Annotated in this window: 15 protein-coding genes; 10 read left to right on the top strand and 5 right to left on the bottom strand. The window is 68.8% G+C overall.

Features of this window, described 5'->3' with window-relative positions; all coding sequences use genetic code 11:
- The first annotated feature begins 121 nt into the window (after nt 1-121).
- Both LC066_RS06055 and LC066_RS06050 read left to right on the top strand, forming a co-directional pair.
- Entirely contained in the window at nt 122-586 is a 465-nt protein-coding gene (locus tag LC066_RS06055; RefSeq protein ID WP_222476921.1) for a thioesterase family protein, read from the top strand.
- Nucleotides 583-1,080 carry a DUF4177 domain-containing protein gene (locus tag LC066_RS06050; protein WP_224897217.1) on the top strand — a complete coding sequence of 166 codons (498 nt, stop codon included), beginning with the start codon at nt 583-585 and terminating at the stop codon, nt 1,078-1,080. The genes LC066_RS06055 and LC066_RS06050 overlap by 4 nt, the downstream gene beginning before the upstream one ends.
- A 402-nt stretch (nt 1,081-1,482) precedes the next feature.
- On the opposite strand, the gene LC066_RS06045 is transcribed toward LC066_RS06050, so the two are convergent.
- Nucleotides 1,483-1,737, bottom strand: coding sequence for a BolA family protein (locus tag LC066_RS06045; RefSeq protein WP_085888459.1), 255 nt, complete (start codon nt 1,735-1,737; stop codon nt 1,483-1,485).
- A gap of 98 nt (nt 1,738-1,835) precedes the next feature.
- On the opposite strand from LC066_RS06045, the gene LC066_RS06040 reads away from it, so the two are divergent.
- Nucleotides 1,836-2,465 (top strand): J domain-containing protein, encoded by a 630-nt coding sequence (locus LC066_RS06040; protein WP_222476918.1) that lies wholly within the window; start codon nt 1,836-1,838, stop codon nt 2,463-2,465.
- A gap of 93 nt (nt 2,466-2,558) precedes the next feature.
- Here LC066_RS06040 and LC066_RS06035 read toward each other — a convergent pair whose 3' ends face one another.
- Nucleotides 2,559-4,043, bottom strand: a complete 1,485-nt coding sequence (locus LC066_RS06035; RefSeq protein WP_224897215.1) for an inorganic phosphate transporter — start codon at nt 4,041-4,043, stop codon at nt 2,559-2,561.
- Between the two features lie 191 nt (nt 4,044-4,234).
- On the opposite strand from LC066_RS06035, the gene LC066_RS06030 reads away from it, so the two are divergent.
- Both LC066_RS06030 and LC066_RS06025 read left to right on the top strand, forming a co-directional pair.
- A complete protein-coding gene (locus tag LC066_RS06030; protein WP_224897213.1) occupies nt 4,235-5,230 on the top strand; it encodes a glycosyltransferase family 2 protein in 996 nt (331 codons plus the stop codon).
- 149 nt (nt 5,231-5,379) lie between these two features.
- Complete coding sequence (locus tag LC066_RS06025) at nt 5,380-7,011, top strand: tannase/feruloyl esterase family alpha/beta hydrolase (protein ID WP_224897211.1); 1,632 nt, start codon at nt 5,380-5,382, stop codon at nt 7,009-7,011.
- A gap of 157 nt (nt 7,012-7,168) precedes the next feature.
- Here LC066_RS06025 and LC066_RS06020 read toward each other — a convergent pair whose 3' ends face one another.
- Together LC066_RS06020 and LC066_RS06015 are read right to left on the bottom strand one after the other, a co-directional pair.
- The gene (locus tag LC066_RS06020; RefSeq protein ID WP_224897209.1) at nt 7,169-7,921 is read right to left on the bottom strand and encodes an anti-sigma factor domain-containing protein; all 753 of its coding nucleotides are present in this window, start codon (nt 7,919-7,921) and stop codon (nt 7,169-7,171) included.
- Nucleotides 7,918-8,460, bottom strand: a complete 543-nt coding sequence (locus LC066_RS06015) for a sigma-70 family RNA polymerase sigma factor (RefSeq protein WP_224897207.1) — start codon at nt 8,458-8,460, stop codon at nt 7,918-7,920. The genes LC066_RS06020 and LC066_RS06015 overlap by 4 nt, the downstream gene beginning before the upstream one ends.
- Nucleotides 8,461-8,601: 141 nt before the next feature.
- Here LC066_RS06015 and cobS point away from each other — a divergent pair, with 141 nt between their 5' ends.
- From cobS to LC066_RS05990, 5 genes are all read left to right on the top strand, one after another.
- Nucleotides 8,602-9,585 carry a cobaltochelatase subunit CobS gene (gene cobS, locus LC066_RS06010; RefSeq protein WP_222476898.1) on the top strand — a complete coding sequence of 328 codons (984 nt, stop codon included), beginning with the start codon at nt 8,602-8,604 and terminating at the stop codon, nt 9,583-9,585.
- A 166-nt stretch (nt 9,586-9,751) separates the two neighbouring features.
- Nucleotides 9,752-10,150: a hypothetical protein gene (locus LC066_RS06005; RefSeq protein ID WP_224897205.1), complete on the top strand. Its 399-nt coding sequence runs from the start codon at nt 9,752-9,754 to the stop codon at nt 10,148-10,150.
- Between the two features lie 297 nt (nt 10,151-10,447).
- Complete coding sequence (gene cobT / locus LC066_RS06000) at nt 10,448-12,325, top strand: cobaltochelatase subunit CobT (protein WP_224897203.1); 1,878 nt, start codon at nt 10,448-10,450, stop codon at nt 12,323-12,325.
- 222 nt (nt 12,326-12,547) lie between these two features.
- On the top strand, nt 12,548-14,362 hold the full coding sequence (locus LC066_RS05995) for an aminopeptidase P family protein (protein WP_224897202.1): 1,815 nt from the start codon (nt 12,548-12,550) through the stop codon (nt 14,360-14,362).
- A 78-nt stretch (nt 14,363-14,440) separates the two neighbouring features.
- Nucleotides 14,441-14,782 carry a DUF427 domain-containing protein gene (locus tag LC066_RS05990; RefSeq protein WP_222476887.1) on the top strand — a complete coding sequence of 114 codons (342 nt, stop codon included), beginning with the start codon at nt 14,441-14,443 and terminating at the stop codon, nt 14,780-14,782.
- 137 nt (nt 14,783-14,919) lie between these two features.
- On the opposite strand, the gene LC066_RS05985 is transcribed toward LC066_RS05990, so the two are convergent.
- Entirely contained in the window at nt 14,920-16,608 is a 1,689-nt protein-coding gene (locus tag LC066_RS05985) for a chloride channel protein (RefSeq protein ID WP_224897200.1), read from the bottom strand.
- Between the last annotated feature and the right edge of the window lie 89 nt (nt 16,609-16,697).

Genomic DNA, 16,697 nt, shown 5'->3' with positions numbered 1-16,697 from the left:
ACGAGCGGTTCGGCTGCGCCGAAACCATGCGTTCCATGCACCTGCGGCCCCCACGGGCCGGACCCGCTTGCCCTCCCCCGCGCCTCTGTTACCTTCGCCGCAACGCAACAACGGAGGCCCCATGCCCTATCTCAGTGATCTGATGACCATCAAACCCGAATGGATCGACTACAACGGCCATCTCAACATGGCCTATTACGGCGTCTTCTTCGATGTCGGCGGCGACCCCTTCACGGAAGAGATGGGCATGGGGCAAAGCTACCTGGCCGAGACCGGCTGCACGACCTATGCGGCCGAGTTCAAGACGCGCTACCTGCAGGAGGTCCATGCGGATGCCAAGCTGCGGGTCAGCCTGCGGCTGGTGGATGTGGGGCCGAAGTCCTTCCACTACATCCAGGAGCTGATCCACGAGGACGGCTGGGTGGCGGCCACCGGCGAAGGGATTACCCTGCACGTCGACCAGTCCGGGCCGAAAGTCGCCCCCTTCCCCGAGGCGGTGAAGGCCAAGCTTGACGCGGCCCTGGCGGAGCACCAGAAGGAGCCGGTGCCGGACTGGGTCGGCAAGCCGATGGGATTGCGGAAATGAACTGGGAATACCGGGTGATACCTGCCCCCGTGAAGGGGCGCCGCGCGCGCGGCGTGAAAGGCGCGGAAGCGCAGTTCGCGCTGGCCGTGGAGACCGTCATCAACGAGATGGCCGCCCGGGGCTGGGACTACTGCCGCGCCGAGATGCTGCCGCAGGAAGAGCGGCGCAGCCGGGTCACCTATCGCAACCTGCTGGTCTTCCGCCGCGAGGCGGGTCTGGCCTCTCCCGAGGGCCGCGAAGAGCTGTCCCTGCCTGAGCCGGTCGCGGAGCGTCCCGGTCTTGGCGGGCGGCTGCGGTCAGGTTTGGGGCGCCTTCTGGACGGGGTGCTGGCGCGGCCGGGCAAGCGGCAGGAACCTGTCGTGGCCAAGGGCGAGGCGCCGCTGTTCCAGCATGAGGAAATGCGCCGCCCGTCGCGGCCGCTGACCGCCACGCCCGAGGACGATGAAAGCCGCGCCCCCAAGGCGCCGGTGGCCGATCCGCGCTCGCAGGACTGACCGCCGGTCCGAAACCGCAGGGAGCGGAGAGCCAGCCTGACCGTTGTGCGATCCCTCTTGCGCGGCGCGCCTCAGCTGTGAAAGGCCTCGGTGCTATCACCGGGGTCGAGCAAATGCAGCTGGCGGCAGGGGCTGTGCCCCGCCGCCCTGCCGCTCTTCCGGGGCTCCGCCCCTTCGCCGCTGAAATCGTCCACTGGACGATTTCCGGCATGCGGCTCAGCCCCCGGAGAATTTTGACGAAGTGAAGACGGCGGCGCCGCGCTCCACCGCAACGGCGCGCTCGTTGATCCGGGCTATCGAAGGCGCGACCAAAGAGGGCGGAGGTGCCGCCATGTCGCTGGGGCCCAGCCGTCAGAATCCGCCGCGTGCGCCAGATGTGAGGCATACGCGGCGGTCTTGCCCTCAGGCGCTGAGGTCGAGGTTCAGCGCGTGGATCTGGGGCATCAGGTCGCCCAGGGCGGCGTAGACGGCGCGGTGCTGGGCGACGCGGCTCTTGCCGGCCAGCCCTTCGGCCTTCATCTTCACGATGAAGTGGCTCTGTCCGCCCTCCGGGTAGCCCGCGTGGCCACGGTGGCTTTCGCTGTCGTCGATCACCTCCAGCATCTCGGGGGTGAAAGCCGCTTCGAGCCGCTCGCGGATCTCTGCCTGTCGCTTCATTTTTTCTCTCCTTGCCTCTTCAACTTGCCGGTCAAAAGTCTAAACTGCAGCGCCTGACTCGGATAGCTCCCCCCTAAGACCCAGGAGGCCCGCGCCCCATGCCCAAGAACGATCCCTTCGGTTTCGACATGTCCATTTCTTCTGCCAAGAAGAAACAGAACCGCGGTCGCCGCGGCATGTCCGGGGCCTCCGAAACCTCGACGCGTATCTGCGAGCACCCCGGCTGCGATCAGCCCGGCAAGTACCGCGCGCCGAAGGCCCCCGACGTGCTGGACGATTATTACTGGTTCTGCAAGGACCACGTCCGCGAATACAACCAGAAATGGAGCTTCTTCGACGGCAAGACCGAAGCCGAGATGAACGCCCAGGAATCCAACGACAAGGTCTGGGAGCGCAAGACGAAGCCCCTGGGCGACCCGGAGGCCCGCGCCTGGGCCCGCCTGGGCATCGAGGACCCGCACCAGGTGTTGGGCCAGAACGCCACCCAGAATCCCGGACGCAGCAACAACAATGGCCATACCCGCCGCCTGCCCCCCAAGGAACGCCAGGCGATCGAGATCCTGGACGCCAAGGATCACTGGTCCAAGGCCGAGGTGCGCAAGGCCTACAAGGCGCTGATCAAGGTGCTGCACCCCGACATGAACGGCGGCGACCGCAGCCAGGAAGAACAGCTGCAACAGGTCGTCTGGGCCTGGGACCAGATCAAGGACAGCCGCAGCTTCAAGTGAGGCGTGGCGCCTGCGGGCGCCGGGTTGCAGACAACGGAAAAGGGGCGGTGCCGATGGCGCCGCCCCTTTCGCTTGCCCTGTCTCGAAATGGCCTCAGCCGGTGATGCCGCGGATCACCACGAAGATGCCCGCCGACAGGATGGCCGCGGCCGGCACGGTGATGACCCAGGCCGCGACGATGGTCATGAAATGCGACCGCCGCACCAGCTTGCGGCGGCGGCGTTCCTCGGGCGGCACCGACAGGCCCGCGACCGGCTGGCGGGCGCGGCGCATGCGGCGTGCGGTGTCCCATTCGCGGAAGAAGCCCACGCCGAAGACGCCGCCCACGGCGATGTGGGTGGAGCTGACCGGCAGGCCCAGCCAGCTGGCCACGATCACCGTGATCGCCGCCGACAGCGCCACGCAATAGGCGCGCATCGGGTTGAGCTTGGTGATCTGGTTTCCCACCATGCGGATCAGTTTCGGCCCGAAGAGGAACAGCCCGAAGGAGATGCCGAGCGCCCCGATCACCATGACCCACAGCGGGATCGACACGGCCTGGGTGAAATCCCCGGTGGAGGAGGCCTGCACGATGGCGGCCAGCGGCCCCACGGCATTGGCCACGTCATTGGCGCCATGGGCGAAGGACAGCAGCGCGGCGGAGGCGATCAGCGGGATGCCGAAGAGCACCTTCAGCGACTTGTTGCGGTTCTCCAGGTTGCGCGACTGGCGCCGGATCACCGGGATCATCAAGAGCCAGACCGCAACGGCCACCGCCACCCCGATCAGCAGCGCTCCGCCGAGGTCGACCGACACGATCTTCTTCAGCCCCTTCACCGTCAGGTAGCTGGCGAAGGCGCCGGCCATGATCCCCACCAGCACCGGCACCCAGCGACGGGCGGCGGCGATCTTGTCATCGCGGTAGATGATGTTGGCCTTGATGAACCAAAGCACCCCCGCCGCGATCAGCCCGCCCAGCAGAGGCGAGATCACCCAACTTGCGGCGATGGCGCTCATCTGGCCCCAGCTGACGGCGGCGAAGCCGGCCGCGGCAATGCCGGCGCCCATGACACCGCCCACAACCGAATGCGTGGTCGAGACGGGCGCGCCGATCCAGGTCGCCAGGTTCACCCAAAGGGCCGAGGCCAGCAGCGCCGCCATCATCGCAGCGATGAAGCTCGACGAGGTGCCCATGCTTTCGGGCGCGATGATCCCCTTGGCGATAGTCGACACCACGTCGCCCCCCGCCAACAGGGCGCCCGCGCTTTCAAAGACGGCGGCGATGACGATGGCGGCCCCCATCGACATGGCATTGGCACCCACGGCGGGCCCCATGTTGTTGGCCACGTCATTGGCCCCGATGTTCAGCGCCATGTAGGCGCCAAAGGCGGCGGCGATCACCACGATGAACGTGTTGTCCGCATGGCCGAAGATCAGGGCCGCGAGGATCGCCGCGAAGACCACGAAGATCAGCGCCAACCCCATCCCCAGCAGGGGACGGCTGGCCGACGAGGTCGCGCGTTCCAGGGTCGACAGGCGCCCCAGGTCGCGATCCAGCGTCTCCAGGTGACTGGGATCGAGGTTGCTGTTACCGGACATGCGTCCCTCCGTTTTCGTTACCACCGGCCGCGGAAGGCTGACCGGACCACAGGCTGTCATGGGCCTGTTACAAAAGTTTCACAGCTGATGACACCGTCTTGGTCCTCCCTGCCGCCGCGAAACGAAGAAAACCCTGACCTGTGTCTGGCTTTCCCCTATGCAGGAGGGACCGGACCCCGAGGACCTCGCCGATGACCGCCCCGCACCCTGCCTCCCGGACAGCGCCACGCCCCGCGCTCGTCGCCTGCATGCGCAACGAAGGTGTCTTCGTGCTGGAATGGCTGGCCCTTCACGCCGCCCTGGGGTTCGCCGAGATAATCGTGGTGACCAACGCCTGCACCGACGGGTCCGACACGCTGCTCGACCGGCTGGCGGAGCTGGGCCGCGTCACCCACATCCGCCAGGACGTGCCCCCCGACACGGCGCCGCAGGACAGCGGGATGGACCTGGCCCTGGCCCATGCCCGTGCCACCGGGCTGACGCACCTGCTCCATATCGACAGCGACGAGTTTCTCTCCCTGCCCGAGGGCACCCTGGCCGACCTTCTGGCCCGGACAGAGCCGGCAGACGTGGTGCCGATCCCCTGGCGGATGTTCGGGGACAGCGGCGTCACCCGCTGGACCCCGGGCGATTTGGTCACGCAGCGCAACACCCGCGCCGAACCTGCCCCCGAACCGGGCCGGACGAAGTTCAAATGCCTCTTCCGCGTCGCCAGTTTCGCCCGTGCCACCGATCACAACCCGCTGGAGCCGCAGATCGCCGACCCGCTGGTCCTCACCCCCGACGGGGCGGAGCTGTCCAACAGATCCCTCTATCAGGCGAAATCGGCCCGCTTCCGGCCGCATGAGCTGGCCGCCGGTGCGCGGGCAGCGCAGCTCTATCATTACGCGGTCCGCTCCGAGGATTGCTTCCTGATGAAGAACGATCGGGGCGACGGCCAAGGCAAGGCCGATGGCGGCAAGTATCACCTCGGCTCCCGCTGGCACCGAGAGGCCAACCGCAACGAGGTCGAGGCCCGGGCCCTGGCCGATCAGGCGCCAGCCTTGCAGGCCCGCCTCGCCGACTGGCGCAGCGATCCTCCGACCGCCGCGCTGGAGGCGGCCTGCGGGGCGTGGTTCGAGACGCGTCGCGATACGTTCCTGACCCCGGACCGGCGGGCGGCGCTTGCCCGGAAGAGGCCCCGATAGCCTGCCTCCGCCGGGCGCATGTATGCACGACAACACCCACCACTCAACCCGCGCGCGAAACTTCGCCTGAGGTCGCCCGGATTTCGGTTTGACTCCTGATTAAGTGTATACAAATCTGTGCGATGTCGACGAACGGGAGGAGTTCAGACATGACATTTCAGATCACCCAAGGTGCCATCCGGCGCCCCCTTGGACGTGCCCGCGGCACGCGCATCGCGCTGATCGCGGCGCTCGCCGCCCTGGGCAGCACCGGCCAGGCGCTGGCCGCCGGGGATTGCGCCGCGCTGGCCGATTTCGAGGACGGCGCCCTGAGCGTGACCAGCGCCGAAACCGTCCCCGCCGACGACAGCCGCCCCGAGGCCTGCGTCGTCATGGCCAGCCTCGCCCAGGGCGACGGCGTCTCGCCGATCAACTTCCGCGTCACGCTGCCCACCGACTGGAGCGGGCGCAGCGTGCAATACGGCGGCGGCGGCTTCAACGGCGTGATCCGCGACAACCAGGGCGCCCGCTGGCAGACGCCCGAGGCTGAGGCGGCCTTTCCGTTCAAGAACCACGTCACCTTCGAGGGCGACAGCGGCCACCAGCAGGGCGATCTGCCCGAAAGCCCGGAGGTCGACCCGCGCGGCGCCTCCTTCGCCCTGGTGCCGGAGGAGTTCGAGAACTACGCCGGGGCCTCGGTGCCCAAGACCTTCGACGCGGCCATGACGCTGGTGCAGGCCCATTACGGCCGCCTGCCCGAGTACAGCTACTTCGTCGGCTTCAGCCAGGGCGGCAAGGAAGCCATGGTGGCCGCACAGCGCCACGCAGAGAACTACGACGGCATCCTGGCCGGGGATCCTGTCATGGCGCTCTCGGGGCTGAAGATGACCCACCTCAAGGGCACCCGCGTCTTCTATGAAAACGGTGGCGAAAACTGGGTGCCGCCCGAAACCGCCCAGGCCGTTACCGCCGAGATCATCGCCCAGTGCGACGGGCTGGACGGGCTGGAGGACGGCTGGATCGCCGATTTCGAGGGCTGCCAGCCCGACCTGTCGGTGATGCTCTGCGAGGGCGAGAAAGGTGCCGACTGCCTGACCGGAGGCCAGCTGGCCGCCATCAATGAGCTGCACGCCCCGCTGGAGCTGGACTACGAGCTGCCCAACGGGCTGACCGGCCACGCCGGCTACCCCTGGGGCAATATCGTCTGGTCCGGCAGCTTCCTGGGCAAGCGCCCGCAACCCGGGTCGCCGGTGAAGCTGGGCAAGGATGCCTATGTCTATGCCCTGGGCGACGGCTACGCGCGGTTCTTCGTGACCCAGGACGCCGAATATGACGCGCTGACCTTCGACGAAAACGACCCGGCGCTGCGCGCGCGCATCCAGGAGGTGGCCGAGATCATCGACGCCACCGATCCGGACCTGACGCCCCTGGCCGAAGGCGGTACGAAGCTCATCATGTATGCCGGCGGCGCCTCCGAGGTCCCCCCGCAGGAGGTCGCGGCCTACTGGACACGGATGACCGAAGCCACGGATGTGCCCGCCGAAGACTTCGCGCGGTTCTACATCTTCCCGGCGATCACCCATGCGGGCATCGGTCCGCAGGACATGCCGGCGGCAGCCGATCTCTTCTCGGCACTGGAAGCCTGGGTCGAAGAGGACGAGGCGCCGGGCCCGATGGTCAATTCCAGCCCCAAGGCCGACCGGGTCACCGCGGAACGCCCGCTGTGCGAATACCCCGAGGTGCCGCGCTACAACGGCGACGGCGACCCGATGGCGGCCGCGAGCTTCACCTGCCAGCCCTGACCCCTTGGCGAGGGGCGCTCTGTCGCGCCCTTCGCCACACCCAGAACAGCCGACCAAAAGGCCGGTCACCGGGGGCCACGCCCCGCTCTTCTCTTTGCTAGGACTATCCTTGGGAAGTCGCCGCGGCGGCGGCAGAGCCCCCTGCCCGATGCCCGCCCTACCCTGCGACCGCCCGCACCGCGCCGGTGGCCAGCACCGCGCCGGTCGGCAATCCGGTGGGCGAGCCGCCCGACGGCTCATCCGACACGGCCAGGACCGCCTCCGGCACCCGCGCCGCCAAGCCCGAGGGCAACACGACCTCCTGCCGGTCCGCCCCCTCGGGCCAGACAGCGACCGAGACCGGCGCGGCATCCCCGGCGATCAGCCAAAGCTCCAGGCTGCGCCCCGCAGCGGCCGCCCCCGCCAGACGTTCCAGCACCAGCGTTTCGCTGTCGACATCATAACCGGCGGCAAAGCGCACGGGGCCAGTTGCTTCGCCGATCTCCGCCACGTATTCGGGCGCGGCCAGGTCCGGGTCGGGCTGCATCCAGCCAAACTCCCAGGCGACAAAGGCCAGCAGTGCGGCGGCCACCGTGCCGACGACCAGCTCCCCCAGCCCAAGCGAGGCGATGAAGCCGCGCCAGCTGCGCGGGATCGCCCCGCCCTCCGCCTGCGCCGCGGGCCAAAGCCGGGCCTGCAAGGCCTGCCAGACGTGATCCGGCACCTGCGCCTCGGGGATCGCATGGGTGATCGCCACCAGGTCATCCGCCCAGGCCGCAGTCAGCGACCGCAGCGCCGGGTCCGTGGCCAGCCGCGCCTCGAAAGCCTCCGCCTCGGCAGGCTCCAGCAGGCCCAGCACATATTCCGCCGCGCGCAGCAGGTCGCTGTCCGGTGGCGTGTCGTCCGAAGGGGGCGGCGGGGTGTCGCTCATCGGCCCAGGCACTCCTTCAGCTTCAGCAGGCTGCGCCGCAGCCAGGTCCGCATGGTGTTCAGCGGCACCTCGTGGGCCTCCGCCAGTTCCTTGTAGGAATGGCCCATCAGGTAGGCGCCGCGCACCGCCTCGGCCCGGTCGGGCTCCAGCTCCTCCAGGCAGGCGGTCAGCCGGGCGCGTTCGTCGGACGCGATGGCCTGCGCCTCCGGCCCCGGCGCGGAGGACGCCAGGTCCTCCGCCTCCGACAGGTCCTCGCCCCGAGCGCGGCGCGCCCGCAGCCGGTCAATGGCGGTATTTCGGGCAATGGTGATGAGCCAGGTCATCGGACTGTAGCCGGTGGCGCGGTAGCGATCGGCATGGCGCCAGATCTTGACGAAGCTGTCCTGCAAGGCCTCCTCGGCCTCGGCCCGGCGTCCCAGGATACGCAGGGACACGCCGAACAGCTTGGCCGATGTCAGCGCGTAAAGCCGCTGAAACGCCGCGCGATCCCCCTCGGCCACCTGCCCGATCAGCTCCTCGATGTCTTCCAGCGTCGCCATGCCGTCCCCGTCTGCCCCTCGCGGCCGGCGGTCCCGGCCTGCGCGATTTTGCCCTTTCCCTCGCCGTTCGCTTCGATATGGTGCACGTCAGACCCGCGGAATGCTGCGGGTGCGAACAATGCAGGAAGGGATAGACCGACCATGGCCGAGGGATCGCTCGACAGCAACGCCAAACCGACCGAAGAGATTTCCGTGCGCGAGACTTTCGGCATCGACACGGATATGGTGGTGAAGGGCTTTGAAGAGCGCACCGACCGCGTGCCCGAGGTGGACGAGACCTATCGTTTCGACCCCGATACCACGCTGGCCATCCTGGCAGGCTTCTCGCACAACCGCCGCGTCATGGTGCAGGGCTACCACGGCACGGGCAAGTCGACCCACATCGAACAGGTCGCGGCCCGGCTGAACTGGCCGACCGTGCGCGTCAACCTCGACAGCCACATCTCCCGGATCGACCTGATCGGCAAGGATGCGATCAAGCTGAAGGACGGCAAGCAGGTCACCGAGTTCCACGAGGGCATCCTGCCCTGGGCGCTGCGCAACCCCGCCGCCATCGTCTTCGACGAATATGACGCGGGCCGCGCCGACGTGATGTTCGTCATCCAGCGCGTGCTGGAAGCGGACGGCAAGCTGACGCTGCTGGACCAGAACGAGGTCATCACGCCCAACAAGTACTTCCGCCTCTTCGCCACCTCCAACACGGTGGGTCTGGGCGACACCACGGGCCTCTACCACGGCACCCAGCAGATCAACCAGGCCCAGATGGACCGCTGGTCGCTGGTCGCCACGCTGAACTACCTCAGCCATGACGCCGAGGCCGCGATTGTTCTGTCGAAGGCGCCGCATTACAACACCGCTGCCGGGCGCAAGACCATCGGCCAGATGGTGACCCTGGCCGGGCTGACCCGCACGGCCTTCATGAACGGCGACCTGTCGACCGTCATGTCACCCCGGACGCTGATCAACTGGGCCCAGAACGCCGAGATCTTCCGCAACACGGGCTATGCCTTCCGCCTCACCTTCCTCAACAAGTGCGACGAGCTGGAGCGCCAGACGGTGGCCGAGTTCTACCAGCGCTGCTTCGATGAGGAGCTGCCCGAAAGCGCCGCCGCCGCGGCCAGCTGATCCCGCAGCCAGAACAGAATGAGCAAGGGCGCGCGCCACGGGCGACGCGCCCTTTTTCCTGCCCGGCGCGCCCCGTTGCCGCTTCCGCCGCTCCCACCGTCAGCCACGTGAACCGGATCTGAACATCTTTCCCGCAGCCTGACGCCTCCTGCCCCGGAGATCCGTCATGCGCCATGTCCGCCCCCTCGCCGCCGCCCTCGCCTGCCTGCTGCTGGCCCCGGCCTGTCGCGCCGCGCCGCAGGGGGTCGCGCTGCCGGACGCCCCGCGCCTGCTGGCCAGCTGCACGGGGCGGCTCTCGGCCCTGCTCGAACACCAGTGGCTGATGGCCACGCCGGAGGCGGAGGCAACGGAAGACCTGCGCGCCCGGATGCTTGCCCTGCTCGCCGCAACCACGGATCCGGCTCCCGCACCGGACATCACCCGCGCCCTGCTGGCCGCCCGGGTCGAGGCAAAGGCGGCCCAGGCCGCCCTGTTGACGCGGGCCACCTTCGGCACCCCCTCCCCCCGGGCCGCCCGGCGCGCCCGGTCCGAGATCGCCCGCTGCCGCGCCCTGCTGCCCGACTGACGCGATGCAGGCCGGGTTTCGAAAGGTCGCCCGGCCCCAGTGCCCTCGTGGCCCAAACCCGCGCCCCGCCCCCTGCTTCACTTCGTCGAAAATACTCCGGGGGGAATTGAGCCCGGCACGGGCTCAAGGGGGGCAGAGCCCCCGCCAAGTTGCCCGTCCTCCCACCCCTTTGCCTCCCAAGTAGACCGGCCCCTCCTGAGCCATCTGCGCCCGCAATCGCGCACCGCCGCTGGACCCGCGCCCGGTGACGGTCGCTTCGCGCTTGCGAGTGCGCCGGGGGAATGCTTTATCTTCCCCATGAGCAAGTCCAGCGACAACCCCGCCGATCCGTTCAAGAAGGCCCTGGCCGAGGCCACCAAGGTCATGGCCGACGATTCCGAGCTGAATGTGCAGTACAGCGTCGATCCCTCCGGCATGTCCGCGGATCAGATGCGCCTGCCGCAGGTCTCGCGCCGCATGTCGAAGGACGAGGTGCTGCTGGCCCGTGGCACCGCCGATGCCCTGGCCCTGCATCACCGCTATCACGACGCCGCCACCCATGGCCGCTATCGCCCCGAGGGCCAGATGGCGCGCGAGTTGTTCGAGGCGATGGAAACCGCCCGCTGCGAGGCCATGGGCGCGCGCGACATGCCCGGCACCGCCGGCAACATCGACCACAAGATCGGCGCCGAGGCCCGGCGCATGGGCTACGAGGGCATCAAGGACCGGGCCCAGGCCCCCCTGCCTGCCGCCGCCGGTTACATGATCCGCCACCTGGCCACCGGGCGTCCGATGCCCGAGGGCGCGGAGAACGTGATGGAGCTGTGGCGCCCTTTCATGGAGGAACGCTGCGGCACCACGCTGGAAGACCTGCAGGAGCGCCTGTCGGACCCGGCCGCCTTCGCCCGCTTCGCCCGCCAGTTGATCGACGACCTGGGCTACGGTGACCAGCTGGGTGATGACCCGGACGCCGAGGACGACGAATCCACGGACGACGCCGAGGAGGCCCCCGACGAGGAAGAGCAGGATCCGGATTCCACCGGCGAGGACGACAGCGAGGATCAGCCCGAGGCCAGCCCCGAGCAGAGTCAGGAAGACCAGCAGGACCAGTCCGAAGCCGAGGTCAGCGCCGACGACATGGCCGACCAGGAAGCCGGCGAAGAGGCCGAGATGCCCGAGGGCGAGGCGCCGCAGGAGCCCCCGGCGCCCGCGCCTGTCAGCGACGCCGACCCGAACTACGCCGTCTACACCGATGCCTACGACGAGGAAGTCCTGGCCGAGGAGCTGGCCGAGGCCGCCGAGCTGGAGCGCCTGCGCGCCTACCTGGACCAGCAGCTGGATCCGCTGAAGGGCGCCGTCGGCCGCCTGGCCAACAAGCTACAGCGCCGCCTGCAGGCGCAGCAGAACCGGTCCTGGGAATTCGACAAGGAAGAGGGTGTGCTGGATGCCGGCCGCCTGGCGCGCGTGGTGGCCAACCCCACGACGCCGCTGTCGTTCAAGGTCGAGAAGGACATGGAGTTCCGCGACACCGTGGTGACGCTGCTGTTGGACAACTCCGGCTCGATGCGCGGCCGCCCGATCTCCATCGCGGCGATCTGTGCCGACGTGCTGGCCCGCACGCTGGAGCGGTGCAACGTGAAGGTGGAGATCCTGGGCTTCACCACCCGCGCCTGGAAGGGCGGGCAGAGTCGCGAGAAATGGCTGGCCGATGGCCGCCCGCAGCAGCCCGGCCGCCTGAACGACCTGCGCCACATCATCTACAAGCAGGCCGATGCCCCCTGGCGGCGGAGCCGCGAGAACCTCGGCCTGATGATGAAGGAAGGCCTGCTGAAGGAGAATATCGACGGCGAGGCCCTGGAATGGGCACACCGCCGGATGATGGGCCGGCGCGAGGCGCGGCGCATCATGATGGTGATCTCCGACGGGGCGCCGGTGGACGATTCGACGCTGTCGGTGAACCCCGCCAACTTCCTGGAAAAGCATCTGCGCGACGTGATCGCCATGATCGAGAAGAAGAAGGCGGTGGAGCTGATCGCCATCGGCATCGGCCATGACGTGACCCGCTACTACCAGCGCGCCGTGACCATCACCGACGTCGATCAGCTGGCGGGCGCGATGACCGAGCAACTGGCGAGCCTCTTCGACAATGACCCGCGCGCCCGGGCGCGCTTTGCCGGCATTCGCAAGGCCAGCTGAGCCTGAGGGAGAGCCAAGAGGGGGCTCTGCTCCCCTTGCGCCTGCGACGCAATTCCCCCCGGGATATTTCCGGCCAACAAATAGACAAAAGGGGGGTGCGCCCCGGCGCGAGGCTTCGCTCGGAGCATCGGGGCGGGCCAAGAGCTCCGGGCGTTTTCGCCTCGCCCCCCGCAGCCGGGCCGCCTAAAGTGACCGCGACACGAAAGACCCCGAGGGATCAAGATGTTCCAGACCTTTGAAACTCCGTCCTCCCCCGAGCAGGGGCCGCCGCGCCTGGCCGATCTGCGCGATGCCATGGCCGCGCAATCCCTCGATGCCTTCCTGGTGCCGCGCGCCGATGCCCACCAGGGCGAATATGTGGCGCCCCGGGACGAGCGGCTGGCCTGGCTGACCGGCTTCACCGGCTCGGCCGGCTTCTGCCTGGTGACCGGGACCCGCGCAGGCGTCTTCGTCGACGGGCGCTACCGGGTACAGGCCCCGGCCCAGGTCGCCGAGGATTTCGAGGTCATCGCCTGGCCCGAAACCTCCATCGCCGCCTGGGCGCGCCAGGCGCTGCCCGGGGGTGGCGTGCTGGGCTTCGATCCCTGGCTGCATGCCCGAGGCGAGATCGACCGGCTGGAGACGGCGCTGAAGGGGTCCGGCATCCGCCTGCGCGCGGTGGCGGAGAACCCGCTGGATGCAGTCTGGGAGGATCAGCCCGAGCCGCCCTTGGCCCCCATCGTGCCGCAGCCCATCGAGTTCACCGGCGAGAGCCTGGAGGACAAGTGCCGCCGCCTAGGCGCCCTGCTGGACGAGGCGGGCGAGGCCATGGTCGTGCTGACCCTGCCCGACAGCATCGCCTGGCTGCTGAACATCCGCGGCAGCGACATCGCCCGCAACCCGGTGCCGCATGTCTTCGCCCTGCTCTTCGCCGACGGGCAGGTTGCCCTCTTCGCCGATGACGCCAAATGCGACGAGGCGCTGCTGGATCACCTTGGCCCGGACGTGAACATCGAAGGCCCCGAGAGCTTCGGCCCGACGCTGGAGCACCTGGCGGGCCGGCTGACGCGGCCGGTACGGCTGGACCCGGCCAGTTGCCCCGTCTGGGTGCAAGACCGCCTGGCCGGGCTGGAGATCCACTGGGACAGCGATCCCTGCATCCTGCCCAAGGCCTGCAAGACCGAGGCCGAGCTGGCCGGCATGCGCGCCGCCCATGAACGCGACGCGGTGGCGATGTGCCGCTTCCTCGCCTGGTTCGACGCCGGACCGCAGGAGAGCCTGAGCGAGATCGACCTGGTGACCCGGCTGGAGATCTTCCGCCGCGAGACCAACCAGCTGATGGAGATCAGCTTCGACACCATCGCCGGCGCCGGGCCGAACGGCGCCCTGCCCCACTACCGGGTGACCAGCGACAGCAACCGCACGCTGGAGGCCGGCCAGCTGGTTGTCGTGGACAGCGGGGGCCAGTACCTGGACGGCACCACCGACATCACCCGCACCCTCCTGGTGGGAGAGGATACGGGCGAGGCCGAGAAGGCCGCCTTTACCCGCGTCCTGCAGGGCATGATCGCCATCTCGCGCCTGCGCTTCCCGCGCGGCCTGGCAGGGCAGCACCTGGACGCGCTGGCGCGCTATCCGCTGTGGCTGGCCGGGCAGGATTATGACCACGGCACGGGCCACGGCGTCGGCGCCTACCTGTGCGTGCACGAGGGGCCGCAGCGCCTCAGCCGCGTGTCGGACGTGCCCCTGCGCCCCGGCATGATCCTGTCGAACGAGCCTGGCTATTACCGCGAGGGCGCCTTCGGCATCCGCATCGAGAACCTGATCGCGGTGGAGCCGGCCCCGGCGCTGGAGGGCGCGGATGCGGCGCGCGACATGCTGGCCTTCGAAACCCTGACCTGGGTCCCGATCGAGCGGCGGCTGATCCTGGTGGACCGGCTGAGCACCGAGGAACGGGCCTGGATCGACGCCTACCACGCCGAGGTGCGTGCGCGCATTCGTCCACTTCTGGACGAAGCGACCGCAGTGTGGTTGGATCGGGCAACGGAGACACTCTGACTTCGGGCCCGGATCGCGGGCTTTGACACGCCCCTGTTACAGCGGCGCGTCAGGAAGCAGGGGCAATGAGGGACAGACATGAGTGATATCACGATCCGCAAGGCCGATGGCCTGTGGTCGGTCCGCGCCGGTGGCGCGGTCCTGGCCGAAAGCCGCAACGCCCTGCAGCTGAGCGAACCGGGCTACCCGGACATCATCTATTTTCCGCGCGACGACATCGCCATGGCCTTTCTCGATCCGAGTGACCACGGCAGCCATTGCCCGAAGAAGGGCGATGCCACCTACTATTCCATCGTCACCAAGAGCCAGACCCTGGAAAACGCCGCCTGGTCTTACGAGGCCCCGCTGGCGGGGGTCGAGGAGATCGGCGGGCACATCGCCTTCCACGCGACCGATTTCGTCACGATCGAACAGATCTGAGGGCGCCTGACCCTCGCCCGCCCGGCGATACGAACAGCGGGCGGGGGCGCTGCCCCCCTTGAGCCCTGAGGGGCTTAATACCCAAGAGGTTTTCGGCCAACGAATGGGAGGGGCGTCAGGCGCAGCCCCGAAGCGGCCTAGCTGTGTTCCTCGCGCGCCGTGGCGGCGAGGGCGCGGTTGTAGGTGCGCAGGGCATCGACGTGGAAGAGCGCGCCCAGAAGCTCCGGCGGCTTGCCGGGCTGGGGGGAGGAGACCACAGGCAAGTAGGCCTCCAGCGTACGCTCGAAGACCGGGAAGGCAGCCTCCAGCGTGGCGCCGCCGTCGATGTAGATCCCCTTTTCCACCATCTCCCAGCAGGTGGCCTCGGCCGCCGCACGTTCGGCCCCGCAGGGGCGCATGACGTCACGCACGCGGAACATGGCCAGCAGGTATTCCTGCGGCCCCGCCGCCAGGTGGATGCCGCGCCGTTCAAGCTGGGTCAGGAAGAAGGACCGTTTCACCAGTTTCGACCCGATCGCGGTGGAGATCGAGACCGTCACCATCACCGCCAGGGCGGTGGTCCAGTTGCCGGTCAGCTCGAACACGATCAGCGTGGTGGAGATCGGCGCGCCCAGCACCGCCGCCGCCACGCCGCCCAGGCCCGCCAGGGCGTAGAGCGACGGGCTCCCCGACTGGTCGGGGAAGATGCCCGTGGCGATGAAGCCGAAGGCCAGGCCGGTCAGCGCGCCCAGCATCATCGAGGGCGAGAAGACCCCGCCCCCCATGCGGCCGCCCATGGTGATCGCCGTGGCCAGCGCCTTGATCAGGGCAAAGAGGATCGCCTGTTGCAGCAGCAGTTCGCCCGAGAGCGCGCGCAGCGTCGTCTCGTAGCCCACGCCGATGATATGGGGGAACCAGATCGCCATGACGCCCAGAAGGGCGCCGGCGACGGCAGGACGCAGAAACCGCGGGATGCGGAAGCGACCCTGCAGGCGGGTGCCTACATCCTCGGACAGGAAGATCGCCCGCATGAAAAGCCCCGCGACCACGCCGCAGACCGCGCCGAGGAGCAGGAAGGCGGGCAGTTCCTCGTAGAATTCCAGGATCGAACTGCCGGGCAGGACGAACTCCACCGTTTCGCCGAACTGCAGCCGCGAAATAACGGCGCCGGCCACCGCAGCCACGGTGATCGGGGCGAAGGCATGGATGGCGAAGTGGCGCAGCACCACCTCCAGCGCGAAGAGGGCCCCGGCAATAGGGGCGTTGAAGGAGGCCGAAACGGCAGCGGCCACGGCGCAGCCCAACAGATCGCGGCCCTTGATGCCGTCGGCCTTCAGCCGGTTTAGCACCCAGCTGGACATGACCGCGACGAGGTGCACCACCGGCCCTTCGCGGCCCGAAGAGCCGCCGGTGCCCAGAGTGACCAGCGAGGCCAGCGCCGAGCCAAGGCCTGCGCGCCCTTCGACCCGCCCTTCCTTCAGCGCCGCGCCTTCGACCACATCGGCCACGGAGCGTACGCGCCCGTCAGGCGTGAAGACATGCAACAGGATCCCGGCAATCAGCCCGCCGATGATCGGCACCACCAGCACCACGTACCAGGGCAACCCGCCGGCCAGGGAATGCAGCCGGTGCACGTCCTCGGCGCCGTAGGAGAGTTTCTGCAGCAGGGCGATGCCACGGCGAAAGGCCAGCGCGGCGCCACCGGCGGCCACGCCGATCGCCAGGGCGATCAGCCAGAATTGCAACTGGTTGGGGCCTCGGGTGCGCAGGATCGACCAGTAGGACCGTAGCTGTGTGAAGATCACCGCCAGGCCTCGTGCCAGCCAACTCCCGTCACGCCCGCTCATCCGATGTCACACCCCTGCCTTGTCGCACCCGGCCTGCCCGCCTCCGCGCGCCCTGTCGCCGAGGCGCGACGCGGCGGTCACCACCTTTC

The sequence above is a fragment of the Pseudooceanicola marinus genome (assembly GCF_020177265.1).
Classification (GTDB): Bacteria; Pseudomonadota; Alphaproteobacteria; order Rhodobacterales; family Rhodobacteraceae; genus Pseudooceanicola; species Pseudooceanicola marinus_A.
This window is presented reverse-complemented; position numbering and strand designations above follow the sequence as displayed.